At 42.9% G+C, this 15,531-nt stretch carries 11 protein-coding genes; 7 read left to right on the plus strand and 4 right to left on the minus strand.

Annotated elements, in window-relative coordinates:
- Positions 1–35: 35 nt before the first annotated feature.
- The gene (locus FQ608_RS12775) at positions 36–644 is read left to right on the plus strand and encodes a TetR/AcrR family transcriptional regulator (protein ID WP_158858622.1); all 609 of its coding nucleotides are present in this window, start codon (positions 36–38) and stop codon (positions 642–644) included.
- A gap of 1 nt (position 645) precedes the next feature.
- Here FQ608_RS12775 and FQ608_RS12780 read toward each other — a convergent pair whose 3' ends face one another.
- From FQ608_RS12780 to FQ608_RS12795, 4 genes are read right to left on the minus strand one after another with little or no spacing between them, the layout of a single operon-like run.
- Positions 646–1,563 (minus strand): rhomboid family intramembrane serine protease, encoded by a 918-nt coding sequence (locus FQ608_RS12780; protein WP_158858623.1) that lies wholly within the window; start codon positions 1,561–1,563, stop codon positions 646–648.
- Between the two features lies 1 nt (position 1,564).
- Positions 1,565–2,356, minus strand: a complete 792-nt coding sequence (locus tag FQ608_RS12785; RefSeq protein WP_158858624.1) for a rhomboid family intramembrane serine protease — start codon at positions 2,354–2,356, stop codon at positions 1,565–1,567.
- 13 nt (positions 2,357–2,369) lie between these two features.
- Entirely contained in the window at positions 2,370–4,229 is a 1,860-nt protein-coding gene (gene mutL / locus FQ608_RS12790) for a DNA mismatch repair endonuclease MutL (protein ID WP_158858625.1), read from the minus strand.
- On the minus strand, positions 4,226–4,633 hold the full coding sequence (locus FQ608_RS12795) for a hypothetical protein (RefSeq protein WP_158858626.1): 408 nt from the start codon (positions 4,631–4,633) through the stop codon (positions 4,226–4,228). The genes mutL and FQ608_RS12795 overlap by 4 nt, the downstream gene beginning before the upstream one ends.
- 329 nt (positions 4,634–4,962) lie before the next feature.
- Here FQ608_RS12795 and FQ608_RS12800 point away from each other — a divergent pair, with 329 nt between their 5' ends.
- The 6 genes from FQ608_RS12800 (at position 4,963) to odhB (ending at position 15,488) form a co-directional block, all read left to right on the plus strand.
- A complete protein-coding gene (locus tag FQ608_RS12800; protein WP_158858627.1) occupies positions 4,963–7,944 on the plus strand; it encodes a glycoside hydrolase family 3 N-terminal domain-containing protein in 2,982 nt (993 codons plus the stop codon).
- Positions 7,945–8,004: 60 nt separating this feature from the next.
- Entirely contained in the window at positions 8,005–9,147 is a 1,143-nt protein-coding gene (gene bshA, locus FQ608_RS12805; protein ID WP_158858628.1) for an N-acetyl-alpha-D-glucosaminyl L-malate synthase BshA, read from the plus strand.
- Between the two features lie 168 nt (positions 9,148–9,315).
- Positions 9,316–9,942 carry a sterol desaturase family protein gene (locus tag FQ608_RS12810; RefSeq protein ID WP_158858629.1) on the plus strand — a complete coding sequence of 209 codons (627 nt, stop codon included), beginning with the start codon at positions 9,316–9,318 and terminating at the stop codon, positions 9,940–9,942.
- 79 nt (positions 9,943–10,021) lie between these two features.
- A complete protein-coding gene (locus FQ608_RS12815) occupies positions 10,022–10,852 on the plus strand; it encodes an NAD(P)H-binding protein (protein WP_158858630.1) in 831 nt (276 codons plus the stop codon).
- Between the two features lie 235 nt (positions 10,853–11,087).
- Positions 11,088–13,871, plus strand: a complete 2,784-nt coding sequence (locus FQ608_RS12820) for a 2-oxoglutarate dehydrogenase E1 component (protein WP_158858631.1) — start codon at positions 11,088–11,090, stop codon at positions 13,869–13,871.
- A gap of 69 nt (positions 13,872–13,940) precedes the next feature.
- Complete coding sequence (gene odhB / locus FQ608_RS12825) at positions 13,941–15,488, plus strand: 2-oxoglutarate dehydrogenase complex dihydrolipoyllysine-residue succinyltransferase (RefSeq protein WP_158858632.1); 1,548 nt, start codon at positions 13,941–13,943, stop codon at positions 15,486–15,488.
- Positions 15,489–15,531: the final 43 nt, after the last annotated feature.

The raw sequence follows: 15,531 nt of genomic DNA on the forward strand, positions 1-15,531 counted from the left end.
GGTCTAGTCAAAATTTTTAAAATGACCATTACACAATGAATAAAGCGGAAATGATTTCCATCGCTACATCTAGCTTCAACGAACATGGGTTTCGGTTGGCTGAGGGCGAAAAATTAATACAGCAAAGTGGCATACCCCTGCCCTCATATAGAGAGGAGTTCGGCTCATTACAAGCACTTGTTGCAGATATTTTCTATCAATTGTGTGAAGAATCTGACTGTATTTCGGAAGGGCTTGATACGGACGATACCTCACTTGCCAAGCTCCTAAATTCCACCAAGGAATCGTACAAGATTCAAACAAAATACCGGTTTATTTTCTTAAACCTCCATGAAATCATAGAGCATATTGAGCCAATCAAAGATAGGTACTACGAACTAATTTCCCTTAGAAAAAGTCAGTTGCTTCATCTCTTTCAACGTCTGGAAAACGAGCGGTTAGTACGGGGGGAAATGATATCAGGCCAATACGACAACTTAGCAAATCAAATGATTATTTTGTCAGACTTTTGGCTGACGCATAACAACATGGTTTTTGGTAAAGATAATTTTAAGCCGGAATACTACAGTAAATTGGTGCTATCCATACTAGTTCCCTATCTGACTGAGAAGGGATTGGAGGATTACAAGTTTATAGAGGCTTAAACTATTTATTGCTGAAGTCAAAAAGCTTTCTTTTTTCTTCCTTGCTCAGATTGTCGTAGCCTTTTTCAGCGATTTTATCCAATATTTTATCGATTTCTTCTTGGGTACTAGTAGTGGTGTGGGAGGAGGAAGAAGACGGAGAACTTGGCTTACTCTTCATCTCAGTTCCGGGTCTCCGATAGGTCACCTTAACGTTTGGTTTTTTGGAGAACAAATTTCTAACAAATGCCCCAATGGCTTGAATGGGCATACCAATATCCTTGCCTTTATTCAGCTGCAATACATAGTAATAACCTAAAATCGCTCCCCCCAAGTGGGCCAGTTCGCCACCAGCGTTGCTTCCTGTAGAATTTGCAAAAGCAACCAGCACATAAAAAATGGCAATATATTTAATCTTGACAGGGCCAAGCAATAAGAGTCGAAATTCTGTATCAGGCCTTAACGTCGCAGCTGCCACTACAACAGCAAAGACACCAGCACTTGCCCCGAGCATTAGTGATCGTTCAACCTCGTTGCTGAAATATGGAGCGAGGTTATAAATGATAACATAAAAAAGCCCACCTGCCAAGCCTCCCAGGATATAGAGATTCACCAATTTCCTACTTCCCAGAAACTCGTTGACCAATAATCCAAACCAATACAGAAAAAGCATATTGAATAAAATATGCAAAAACCCCTCATGCAGAAACATATAGGTGAAGAGTGTCCAGGGTTTGGTCAATAATGCCGGAATATGGGCTGGCATCATAAAGAACGAAATGATCGATCGGTATACTTCTCCCCCCCCCCCAAGTGTCAAAAACACCCGTAGCACCATAAAGGAGAGAAACAAAATAATGTTTATAGCGATGATCTTATAAAGACCGTTGTCTTTATGGTCGAAAGCATGCTTGAGATTAAACCAGAATCCTCCGTACATATTAGTAGAAATTTTTTCTATCCTGCTTCCAATACGTCACCAACCCCGCACCTACAGCCAAACCGGCCAGGTGGGCAAAGTGAGCAACGTTGTCAGCAGGATTACTTACAAATATATTATATACTGTGTATAGTCCATAGAACAACACAAGGTATTTTGCCTTTATTGGCATAGGTGGGAATAATAAGAACAACTGCGTGTTTGGAAATAACATGCCAAATGCGATTAATACCCCGAATAAAGCGCCGGATGCACCTACCATGGGAATGTTGACCATGCGGTCACGTATACCCAACATATTCATTTTAGCACGCTCAATAAGGTCGGTGCGGTCGGGATTATTACTGAATTCTTCAGTCAAGTCATATATACCGGAGTTAAATAGATGGCTGTTGTCTGACACGAACTCCCTGAATATTTCCGGATCAGGGTTCGCTACAAATGCTTCTATATGATTGTCAAGCTTATTGATTTTGTAAATGTTATATCCGTTGTATAGAATCCCTGATCCGATCCCACATACCATCCAAAGTATGATTATCTTTTTAGGTCCCAGAAATTGCTCCAAAAGCGGACCGAAAATAAACAGTCCAAACATATTGCTAAACAGATGCCAAAAATCCGCATGCATGAACATGTAAGTCAAAAACTGAAAGGGCATAAAAAAACGCGACTCTATATGATACAGCGCAAACAATGACTTCAATTGGGGCATGAAGAACTCGCTGATAAAGTGAATGCCAACCGTAATAATCAATAGGTTTTTCACGGTGGGTGTAAGCGATCTGAACATAGAAGAAGGTTTGTTATGAATGGGTAAAAAAACTATCTATTTTAGTTAAATCCAATTTTACAAAGGTTTTGTTCCCTGTAGGGCTATAATTTGGGTTTTGGCAGGAAAACAGTTGTCCTACCAAGTTTTCCATTTCTTGCTTATTCAGGGAACTCCCCCGTTTGATAGCGGATTTTTTCGCAAGGGAGCGGGCCAAATTTTCCCTTTTATCTAGGGAAAGCTCTGATTTGAAATGCTTGAACTGCTCTAGCAGGGATTCAAAAAGAGCCTTCTCATTGGTTATGCTAATATCAGCGGGAACTCCGTCGATCACCAAGGTATGGTTGCCAAAAGGGCTCACCAAAAACCCTAGATTAGCCAGCTCTTCTTGAAGGTCCATCACCAGTACGTAATCTGCTGGACTGAGGTTTACCGTTTGTGGAAAGAGGCATTGTTGTGAGGATGCTTTCGCCTGATGCAATTGCCGCACAAAACGCTCATAGAGTATACGTTCGTGGGCGGCTTGTTGATCGAAAATCAGTACGCCGGAAGCCATTTGGGAGACTATGTATCGGGATTCTATTTGAAAAGTGCTTCCTGATACCTCTTTTTCGGTTGTGAATTGCTCAGCGGGAAGCATAGGCTGGCTGGCTTTGCTGGAGAAGGTAATGGTTTCCTTGGCTGCATTCCGCCGGTCATCCAGGAATCTGTCCTCCCCCTCCGAAAAGGCCTCTTTTTTGCCGTCAAAGATCCGTTCCCATCCACTGACATCCTGTTTGCGGAATGCGGAGGAATGAAAGTTTTTGTAGGAATTTTCGGCACTTACTTCCTGTTTTTTTCCCAAGTCGTTTTTCCAGGTTTCAGTGAAATTCACATCCATGCTGAAGTCAATGGTAGGTACTACGTGGTGGGCCCCCAAGGACTGTTTGACCGCTGAGCGAAGTAGCCCGTATACCGTTCGTTCGTCATCAAATTTAATTTCCGTTTTCGTCGGGTGCACGTTGATGTCGATATGCATGGGGTCTATCTCCAGAAACAAAGCGTAAAAGGGATGCTGGTCTTGCGCCATTAGTCCCTCGAATGCATTCACTACAGCATGATGCAGGTAGTTGCTTTTTATATATCGGTGATTCACAAAAAAGTATTGATCTCCCCGAGTCTTTTTACCGCTATTGGGTGTCCCAATATAACCTTGAATGCGCAAAAGTGGAGTTTCTTCCTGACAGACCACCAGTTGATCTTTGTAGCCTTGGCCCAGCAGTCCTAATATACGCTTGCTCAATTTACCCGGGCCTAGCTTGAAAAGCTGCATGTCGTTTTGATAGAAAGAAAAACTCACCTCCGGATAGGAGAGAGCAACCCGCTGAAACTCCTCGACCAGATGTCTCATTTCCACTGCGTTGGATTTAAGAAAATTTCTACGTGCCGGGACGTTGAAGAATAAGTTTTTTACGGATATGGATGTCCCCTCGGGGCACACTATGGGCTCCTGCTTTTTCACCTCGGATCCTTCGATACACAGCAGTGTACCCAGTTCATCAGAACTCCGTTTGGTTTTCATTTCAACTTGCGCCACGGCAGCGATGGAGGCTAGTGCTTCTCCTCTAAACCCAAAGGTCCGCAGTCTAAAAAGATCATCCGATTGTCTGATTTTGGAAGTAGCATGCCGCTCAAAGGACATGCGGGCATCTGTGAGTGACATGCCAGCACCATTGTCTATCACCTGTATAAGTTGCTTCCCCCCTTCCTTTACCACTACCTGCACTTCAGTGGCGCCTGCGTCAATGGCATTCTCCAAAAGTTCTTTTAGAGCGGATGCCGGGCGTTGGACGACTTCTCCTGCTGCGATTTGATTGGCAATGGCATCAGGGAGAAGCTGAATCAGATCGTTCATTGGGAGCTTTTTCCTTTAAGCTTAAAAAGAACTACCAAAGATCCTATCCCCAAGCCTAAATAAATAAAATAATAAATGATATCTGGACCTATGTAAATATAACCTCCAAAACCGCCTATCAATAAAACGATAATCATAAGGCGTATGACGCCCGTACTTTCAAATATGCTGCTTGGCTTTTGTTTAATTGGGCTTCCTTTTGTAAATGCCCCACGAATGGAGGACCCCCTGCCTAGTCGTAGTGCTTCCTCCGCATCCTCGGAAGGTAGAACCCCATCTTTCTCAAGGTCTTTTCTTATTTGAGAAGTACGCATTTCGATCTCTTCTTTTACAGGATCGTAATGCCTGGGAACGATGTTAAACCGCTGAGGTTGACTGACTCTGAATATGGAAGGGAATTTCATAATATTGTAATGTTGTTGTTTATCGTATTACCCGACACATGGATTAAACTAAATATCTACCGGACGATTGGATCCTCAGGCAATGACCCCCTTTTAAAGGACATACTTCGCCCTAAACTTCAAAGGTTACTCTCAATATGCAATTACTGCCACGCCAAACTTGGCATATTACCACGGATTTTTAAGTAAGTCCTCTTTTAATAAATAAAATTAAACCGCTTACACAATTAGTTGTTGGTTCAATTGAGGAATTTCTGTATGTTTGGTTTAAGAGTATTAGACTTACAAATTTAGGTTTAATTTGTGTCAGATAAAATTTTAACGCCCACATGTACCAAAAAGTTTGTTCTGTAATTTTTGCAATGGTTTGTCTCGGTAGCATAGGTCTTTCTTCCTTTGTTCCTGCATCGGCCTATCGGGACCCATTCATCAGCGAGAATCCGTCCTCCCAATTGACGTGGGTGGATAGCATTTTTAATAGTATGACATTCGAAGATAGACTGGGACAGTTGTTTATGGTGGCAGCTTATTCCAATATGGACCATCGCCACGAAAATCAAATCAGTAAGCTTATCCAAGAGCAAAAGCTGGGGGGATTGATTTTCTTTCAGGGAGGGCCAGTGCGCCAAGCCCACCTCACAAACCGCTATCAGGAACAATCAACTGTACCACTCTTCATCGCTATGGATGCCGAATGGGGCCCGGGGATGAGACTGGACAGTGTGCTGTTATTTCCAAAACAGATGACGATCGGGGCTGGTCCAGACGAGAAGTTAACCTATGCTATGGGGTCGGAGATCGCCCGCCAATTCAAAGAGCTTGGCATGCATATCAATTTCGCACCTGTCGTGGATGTAAATTCCAATCCGGACAATCCAGTAATTGGTTACCGGGCTTTCGGAGAGGGAAAGGAGTTGGTCAGCCGCAAGTCAATCGCTTATATGAAAGGGATGCAGGACAACGGCATTGTGGCTAATGCAAAACACTTTCCTGGTCACGGCGATACGAGTTTGGACTCTCACCTCACCACGCCTGTTATCACCAACTCCAAGGAGCGGATAAAGGACATCGATCTATATCCATACCGGCAAATGATCCAGGAAGGCCTAATGAGTGTGATGGTGGCCCACCTGCATGTTCCCAGCTTGGGAAGTGAGAGAAACATGCCCACCACCCTTTCCCCCAAAGTCGTTACTAATTTGCTGAAGGAAGAGATGGACTTTAAAGGTCTTATTTTTACAGATGCATTGAACATGAAAGGAGTGAGCAGCCTACACCCCCCGGGGGAAGTCGACCTGTTGGCACTCAAGGCCGGAAATGATGTGTTGCTTTATTCGGAGAACGTTCCAAAATCAAAGGAGCTAATTCTGAAAGCCATTGAAAATGGAGAAATAAGCAGGGAAGAGATAGATGAAAAAATAAAGAAGATCTTAAGCGCTAAATATTGGTCTGGACTGGATAAAATGTCCAAAATTGAGCCACACCGAATCACTGAAAGAATAACTACTTTAGGTACGAGAGATCTTATTGAGCAAATGTATGCTGCTTCCATCACCGTAGCCAAAAATGAGGACTTAGTCCTTCCCCTTAGACATGTAGATGTCAGAAAAATGGCTTCACTGACCTTGGGGGAGAGGGGTAAGGAGTTTAAGGAACAATTGGATAAATACGGGAAGTTCACCCACTATACATTGCGGTCGTCAAGCGGGTCGGACAATTACGGTGGGATGGAAGAAAATCTCAAACAATACAATACGGTGGTAGTCGGGGTGATGGGAGTAAGCAATAATCCCAAGAAAAACTTTGGAATAAGCCCCGACGACGTTCGGTTTATCAGCCGCCTTAGTGAGACACACCAAGTCATTACAGTCGTATTTGGAAATGCCTATGCAGCCAAGAATTTCGAAAAGTTGCCAAGCCTTGTATTGGCATACGAAGAAAATGAATTCACGGAGAAACTTGTTCCCCAGATACTTTTTGGTGCAAGATCAGCCACAGGAACCTTGCCGGTCAGCCTCAGCGCAACACTTACACAGGGAATGGGTTGTGAGACGGTCCAATTGGAAAGGTTAGCATTTAGTTCGCCCGAATCCCAAGGCATGGATAGCGAAGTGTTATCACAGATCGACCGGGTAATGGACGATGCGATCGCTAAAAAAGCATTTCCCGGAGGAGTAGTTTTAGTTGCCAAAAATGGGAAAGTGGTAATGGAGAAGGGATATGGGCATCTAGATTATTCCAACACCCGACAAGTTAACAACGAGACTGTCTATGATTTGGCGTCCCTTACTAAGGTCATGGCAACTACTCAGGTGATCATGTTCATGCATGGAAGGGGATTGATTGATATGAATATGCCAATAGAAACGTATTTGCCTGAACTGAAAGTGACCAACAAGGGTAAATTGCTTATTAAGGATATCATGACCCATGAATCCGGATTGTTGGGATATATACCTCATTTTTCAAAGACGATGGAAGGTAATATCTGGAAGAAGGAGTTTTACAGCGGTACACAAGATGATGTTTTTAGTATTCCGGTAGCCGACGGGATGTTCGCTCACCGTTCGCTCCCAGATAGTGTGTGGCATTGGACGGTGCAGTCGAATCTCAAAAAGTCAGGGTCTAGAGGGAATGGCCGATTTTCCTACACCTATTCAGATATTGGCATGTATTTACTACAACGACTGATTGAGCAGCAAACAAGCCAGCCCATGAATGAGTTTTTGGAGCAGAATTTTTATTCCCCAATGGGGATTTATCGACTTGGATACAGACCGCTTGACAGGGTTGAAAGAGGAGATATTGCACCTACTGAACAAGACTTGCTTTTTAGAAAAACACTGGTTCACGGATATGTCCATGATCAAGGTGCTGCCATGTATGGCGGTGTCGCGGGACATGCCGGACTTTTTGGCACAGCTCATGACTTGGCTGTAATCATGCAAATGATGCTTCAAGGAGGCAAGTACGGCGAGGTGAATTTATTGACAGAGGAAACGGTAAAGTCGTTCACGACCGGTCAATCCCAGCATAGTCGCAGAGGTTGGGGATGGGACAGGCCAAATCCAGATCCGACAAAACGATCTGCCGTTGGCACATTAGCACCAACAAGCACCTTTGGGCATACTGGTTTTACTGGTACGGCCATTTGGGCTGATCCGGATAATCAACTCGTTTATATTTTTCTTTCCAACCGGGTTCACCCGTCTGCGGGCAATAATCTGATTACTAAGGATAAAATTCGGGGGAAGATTCACGACATTATCTATAAATCCTTTGCAAACGTAATTCTTTTGGCTTCCAATTGAACAAATCAGAGTGCTGGTGGTGTTATCCTTAATATTTGTCCGTAAATAACCTCATAAAACATGAACATAGGGATCGTTTGTTATCCTACATTTGGTGGTAGCGGCGTGGTGGCTACTGAATTGGGAAAGGCCTTGTCCAAAAAGGGATATAAGATCCACTTTATTACATATAGTCAGCCGACCCGGCTGGATTTATTCAACGAAAACCTTTTTTATCACGAAGTTGATATTAAAAGTTACCCACTTTTTGAGCATGCTCCCTATGAACTGGCTTTGGCAAGTAAAATGGTGAATGTGGTGAAATTTGAACAACTGGATTTGCTTCACGTGCATTATGCCATTCCCCATGCCTCTGCGGCATATATGGCCAAGCAGATTTTAAAGGAGCAGGGGATACATATTCCCGTGGTGACTACGCTTCATGGTACAGACATTACCTTGGTAGGAAAGGATCCAAGTTATGAACCTGTTGTTACTTTCAGTATCAACAAATCTGACGGAGTGACTGCTGTGTCTGAAGATTTAAAAAAAGACACTTTGAACCACTTCGATATTAAAAATCACATTGAGGTAATACCAAACTTCATTGATCTGGAGCGATTTAAAAAACAGAAAAAAGAGCATTTTAAGCAGGCTATCTGCCCAAATGGTGAGAAACTGTTAGTCCACACTTCAAATTTCAGAAAAGTAAAAAGGGTGGATGATGTGATTCGTGTATTTAATGAAGTGAGGAAAGTAATACCTGCAAAATTACTTTTAGTGGGTGATGGGCCTGAGAGGGACAAGATGGAAAGGCTTTGCAGGCAGCTAGGGACCTGTGATGATGTGCGATTTTTAGGGAAGCTCGAGGCTGTAGAAGAAGTACTTTCAGTGGCGGATTTGTTCTTGATGCCTTCCGAAAAGGAAAGTTTTGGGTTGGCTGCATTGGAAGCAATGGCCTGTGAGGTTCCCCTGCTTTCTTCAAATGCCGGGGGTATTCCTGAATTAAATATAGATGGCGTAACCGGCTATGTGTGCGAAATTGGAGATGTGGTTACCATGACTGCCCGGGCACTGGATATCTTGAAAGATGAGAATCTCCCCACTTTCAAAAAGAATGCACTCGAAAGAGCGAAGGAATTTGATATATCAAAAATCTTATACCTCTACGAAGATTTTTATAAAAAGACCATCGAAACGTCCTTTGCTGCCTTAGCAAAATAACTGGTTTCACTTTTAATTTAGGGGTAAAATGAAACTACTTGTGGTACCTATTACGTTAAAATGGCAATTGTTAAAAATTGTTAGCTAATTAATGGGCTCTTTTTGAACGAAAAGACCCATTATAAAAGGGGTCAGTAGATTGTTTAATAAAACCATAAGTAGTTTCTAATGAAGAAAATAGGGAGATTAGATCGACCGGACAATAATGGGACAGCTAAAATGTTTGCTAACCCGTTACTGGAAAAAATTAGTAGGACGCACATTAGCATACCCATTGCAATGTTTATAGGCGTAGGTATTTACGCTCTTTATATGGGCATCTCAGCCACCAGTATTTCAGGCTATACGGCAGTTTTATTGATTTTTGGCGGATTTTTGTTATTCACCTTCGTTGAGTACCTAATGCATCGGTATCTCTACCACATGGAGCCTGATTCCGAGGTGAAGGACAAGATTCAATATTCCATGCACGGTGTGCATCATGACTACCCCAAAGACAAGGATCGACTCGCTATGCCGCCCTTTATTTCGGGACTATACGCCTTTGTGGCCTATGTTGCTTTTAACTTTGTGATGGGGGATTATTCGTTTTATTTTCTTCCTGGTTTTTTGTTTGGGTATGCGGGATATTTAGGAGTGCATTATATTGTACACGCTTTTCAACCACCTAAAAATTTCCTGAAGGTGCTATGGGTGAACCATGCCATTCATCATTATAAAGATCCGGATGTGGCATTTGGAGTGAGTACTCCTATTTGGGACTATGTTTTCGGAACCATGCCCAAAAAAAGCTAAAAATTCTATAAATCAAGGCTGAGGTGTTCAGCCTTTTTTTTTGAGCTTAAATTAAAAATTTAAACGTGATTCTCAAGTTATGGTTGAAAAGAAACCAATTGTAGGGATTTTGGGATTGGGTTGGATTGGGGAGCCCTTAGCCCGCAAACTTCGTGACAGTGGACACTCCGTTGTGGGCACGACCACACAAACCCAAAAAAAACAACGGCTACAGGAATCCGGTATTTCAGCCAAATTGTTGCAGTTCAATCCTTTGCCGGAAGGGGAGGAAACAAAGGAAATATTTGATGTAGATATTTTATATATCAATATTCCGCCCTCAAGGAGAACCAATCCGGATAGTTTTCATCCCGAACAGATTACACAAATACGTAGCTTGGCTGTCAATGCCGGTGTTTCCAAAATCATATATGTTTCGGCTACCTCAGTATATCCCGATCTTGGTCAAGAAGCCTATGAATCCGATGAGCTAAACCTGTCAAATACCGGAAATCCTGCTCTCTGGCAGGCAGAACAGATTCTTTGGGAAAATAAATCGTACGACCTTACAGTTGTCCGCTTTGGAGGTCTATTGGGAGACAATCGGATTCCTGGCAAATATTTTTCAGGAAAAGAAAATGTAGCAGGGCATCCACCTGCCAACTACGTTTATAGAAATGATGCGGTTAGGGCTATTGAATGGATTATATCTCAGTCACTTTGGAATGCCACCTACAATGTAGTGGCTCCAATCCATCCAAAAAAAATCGAGATTTATGAGGAAAACGCAAAGTCTTTGGGTTTTCCTCCTCCAAAAAGTTATGAATCCGTATCTCTCAGTTCCTGGAAACAAATCAGTCCAGCATTGTTTTTGAAAACTGGATTCAAATTCGATTATCCGGATCCCTTGAAATTCCCATATACCCCATAAATACGTGTTAAAAAATAAATAATTATTTTTAAAAAAATTTCAAAGCCTCTTTCCGAACCTATTGCCAAAATCAACTGCGAATTTGAAATATTCCACATGAAAACGATTTAACTCAATATAATATTTGGTAACGAAAATTAAAATACAATGATAATCAGATGTATTTGTATATTCGCATAGACGGTTTTTAAAGAATAACTTATTTCTCTACTTTTGTAGGGAATAAAAAATAACCATGGATAAATATTCATATATCTCCAATGCCCACGTAGCCTATATTGATGAGCTATACGTGGATTATAAATCCAATCCTGACGCCATCGACCCAAGCTGGAAGGCTTTTTTTGACGGGTTCGATTTTGCCATCACCAAGTTTGGTGAGGATGAAAACGGAGGGGCTTTAGCTCAAGTACCGGAAAACGGTAATTTAGCCACTAAGGGTTCCATCATGGATATGGAAGAGTTGCCCAAAGAAATTAAGGTGCGGGCATTGATTCATGCCTATAGGTCGAGGGGACACCTACGGTCCGACACTAATCCAGTAAGAAAGAGAAGAGATAGAAGGGCGCTGTTAGATTTAGAAGATTTTGGTCTTGCCAAAAGTGATTTATCGACGGAGTTTCAGGCTGGAAATGAAATAGGAATTGGAACAGCAACCTTACAACGGATCATAGATGCCTTAAAGAAAATTTATGAAGGCTCTATGGGTTTTGAGTATCTCTATATTAGGGATCCTGAAATGCTGGATTGGCTGAGAGTGAAAATTGAGAAAGACGCCTTGGTATTCGATCCCCCATCTGAGGAAAAGAAGCGGATTCTGTGCAAGTTGAATGAAGCGGTAGTTTTTGAAAACTTTTTGCATACAAAGTATCTGGGGCAAAAGCGGTTTTCTCTGGAAGGAGGAGAAAGTACCATTCCATTTTTGGACGCATTGATTTCCAATGCCGCGGATTTGGGAGTGGAGGAAGTAATGATTGGAATGGCTCATCGGGGCAGGTTAAATGTTCTGGCCAATATAATGGGGAAAACATACGAACAGATTTTCTCTGAATTTGAAGGAACGGCGAAGCCTGATTTGACCATGGGGGATGGCGACGTGAAGTATCACATGGGATTTTCCAGTGAGGTGCCTACTTTTCATGACAAAATGATGATTCTTAAGCTCGCTCCCAACCCATCCCATCTGGAAGCCGTGAATCCTGTTGTTGAGGGATTTGTCCGAGCTAAAATCGATCATCAATATGCCAATGATGCCGGAAAGATGATTCCTGTTTTGATTCATGGCGATGCTGCGGTCGCCGGTCAGGGTATCGTTTATGAAGTCACCCAGATGGCAAACCTGAAAGGGTACCACACAGGTGGTACCATTCATTTTGTCATCAACAACCAAGTAGGTTTTACCACGGATTTTGATGATGCCCGTAGTTCTATCTATTGTACTGACGTCGCCAAAGTTATCGATGTTCCTGTCATTCACGTAAACGGAGATGACCCGGAAGCGGTGGTATTTGCTGCCAAGCTAGCCGTGGAATTCCGTCAGAAGTACCATAAAGATATTTTTGTAGACATGGTGTGTTACCGCCGTCATGGACATAACGAATCCGACGAGCCGAAATTCACCCAGCCGGAACTCTACAACATCATCTCCAAGCACCCTAATCCCAGGGAAATATATAATAAAAAACTTTTGGAAAGAGGTGATGTGGATGCTGAACTTGCCCAACAAATGGACAAGGAATTCAGGCAACTTCTCCAGGACAGGTTGAATATGGTAAAGGAAAAGCCCCTCCCTTACACATATTCCCCCTTTGAAAAAGCTTGGCTGGAACTAAGGAGATCTCTCCCAGAAGATTTTGACCAGTCACCGGAAACGGCGATTTCACAGGAGGTGATAGACAAAGTGGCTGAAGCCCTTACAATTACTCCAAAGGGGTTTAAGCCTATCAAACAAATCGAAGCGCAGATGAAGCAGCGCAAGGAAATGTTCTTCCAAAACAGGTCATTGAACTGGGCAGCTGCGGAATTGCTTGCTTATGGGTCTTTATTGATGGATGGTAAAACGGTCAGACTAACTGGTCAAGATTGTCAGCGGGGCACCTTTTCCCACCGACATGCAGTGATCCATGATGCCCAGTCAAACAAGCCCTATAATTCCCTAAAGGAATTGAAGGATAGTAAGGGCAAGTTTTATATTTATAATTCCCTGCTTTCCGAATATGCTGTATTGGGATTTGAATACGGTTATGCAATGGCCAACCCCTCTGCGCTTACGATATGGGAGGCCCAGTTTGGAGACTTTGCAAACGGAGCACAGACCATGATTGACCAGTTTATTACGTCTGGAGAATCCAAATGGCAGAAGATGAACGGGCTGGTTATGCTGTTGCCTCACGGCTACGAAGGCCAGGGCCCGGAGCATTCAAATGCCAGGCCGGAAAGATTCCTTCAAATGTCGGCAGAATACAATATTGTGGTAGCCAATATTACCGAACCTTCCAACTTTTTCCACATGATTCGAAGACAGATGACTTGGGAATTCCGAAAGCCTTGTGTGGTGATGTCACCTAAATCCCTCCTGAGGCATCCAAAAGTTTTCTCTCCGATTGAAGAATTCACTTCTGGCAGGTTTCGTGAAGTGATTTTGGATAAGACCGTTCAGAAAAAAGACGTCAAGCGGGTAATCCTTTGCTCAGGGAAGATTTTTTATGAGCTGGATGAATTAAGAGAAAAAGAGAAGGTAAAAGATGTGGCCATCATCCGTATAGAACAACTTCACCCCCTTCCTAAAAAACAGTTGCTGAATGCAATAAAGCAATATGAAAAGGCTGAAGTGGTGTGGGTTCAGGAAGAGCCGGAAAATATGGGCTATTGGGCCTACATGGTCAGAAACCTTTTTAAGGATGTTGTCATGGATGTCATTGCGCGAAAACCAAGTGCCTCGCCGGCAACAGGCTTCAACAAAGTCCATGTAGCGGAACAAAAGGCTATCTTGGAAATGGCGTTGAAAATTAATTCCTAAAATCATAACTGTAATAAATAGCAATAGGACAACGAACTTTTTTAGTTCATAGCCAAAAGTAACTAACACATGAGTATAGCAATCAAAGTTCCCGCAGTAGGGGAATCCATCACAGAAGTGACCATTGGCCAATGGTTTAAAAATGACGGCGACTATGTAGAAATGGATGAGGTCATCTGTGAGCTGGAGTCTGATAAAGCAACTTTTGAACTAGCGGCAGAAGCGTCAGGCGTTCTCCATACGAAGGCTGAAAATGGAGAAACGTTGGAAATTGGCGCGGTGATTTGTGAAATTGACACCAACGCTAAAGAAAGTACCGATAGTGCATCTACATCAAAATCAGCGGCCGCGGAGAAGGAACCTTCAAAATCCGAGGCCGAAAAACCGGCATCCACTGGAGAAACAAAGGAAATGGTTGTTCCTACGGTCGGAGAGTCAATCACCGAAGTGACGCTGGCTACTTGGGTGAAAGAAGATGGTTCTCATGTGGAGCTGGACGAAATTATTGCAGAGGTAGATTCCGACAAAGCGACTTTTGAATTGCCAGCCGAAGCTACTGGAATATTAAGGCATGTTGCCCAAGAAGGAGATACCCTTGAAATAGGTGGCCTTATTTGTAAAATAGATGTTTCGGGGCCTGGTACCGCCGACAAATCAGCTGAAAAGCAATCCTCAGCTCCTTCCAAAGCGGAGATTTCTGCCAATGAAACCTACGCCACGGGCCATGCTTCTCCGGCGGCTGCAAAAATTCTTGCAGAGAAAGGGATAAATACTTCTCAAGTAAATGGAACCGGTAAAGATGGCAGAATTACTAAGGAAGATGCGGAGAAAGCAGAGAAAACATCCAAGGAAGCAACCCCTGCTAAAAAGGAAGAATCAGTTGTAAAGGATACGACTCCATCCGTGAAGCAGGGAGACCGCAATCAGCGGAGGGAAAAAATGACTTCTTTAAGAAGGACTATAGCCCGTAGACTGGTAGCCGCCAAAAATGAAACGGCCATGCTTACCACCTTCAATGAGGTAAATATGAAGCCTATCATGGATCTTAGGAAGCAATATAAAGATCAGTTTAAGGACAAATACAACGTAAATCTTGGATTTATGTCCTTCTTTACCAAAGCAACATGTATTGCCTTGCAGGAATGGCCTGCTGTAAATGCGCAGATAGATGGCAATGAAATCATATACAATGATTTTTGCGATGTGTCAATTGCTGTATCTTCTCCAAAAGGATTGGTTGTGCCTGTGATCAGAAATGCGGAAAAGATGTCTTTTGCGGAAATTGAGAAGGAAGTTGTCCGTCTTGCGATCAAGGCCCGGGACGGAAAGCTAACTATCGATGAGATGACTGGGGGTACCTTTACGTTAACCAACGGGGGCATATTCGGATCTATGATGTCCACGCCTATTATCAACGCTCCTCAGTCTGCTATTTTGGGAATGCACAACATCGTGGATAGACCTATGGCGGTCAATGGTGAAGTGAAAATTCTACCGATGATGTATTTAGCCCTATCCTATGATCACCGAATTATTGACGGTAGGGAGTCAGTAAGCTTCCTTGTACGCGTTAAGCAGTTGTTGGAGGATCCGGCAAGACTGTTGATTGGCATATAAATCTTAAATATAAACTAGATTTGCCCTCCAGGTGTTAATTCCT

It is taken from the genome of Lunatibacter salilacus, from assembly GCF_009797935.1.
Taxonomy (GTDB): domain Bacteria; phylum Bacteroidota; class Bacteroidia; order Cytophagales; family Cyclobacteriaceae; genus Lunatibacter; species Lunatibacter salilacus.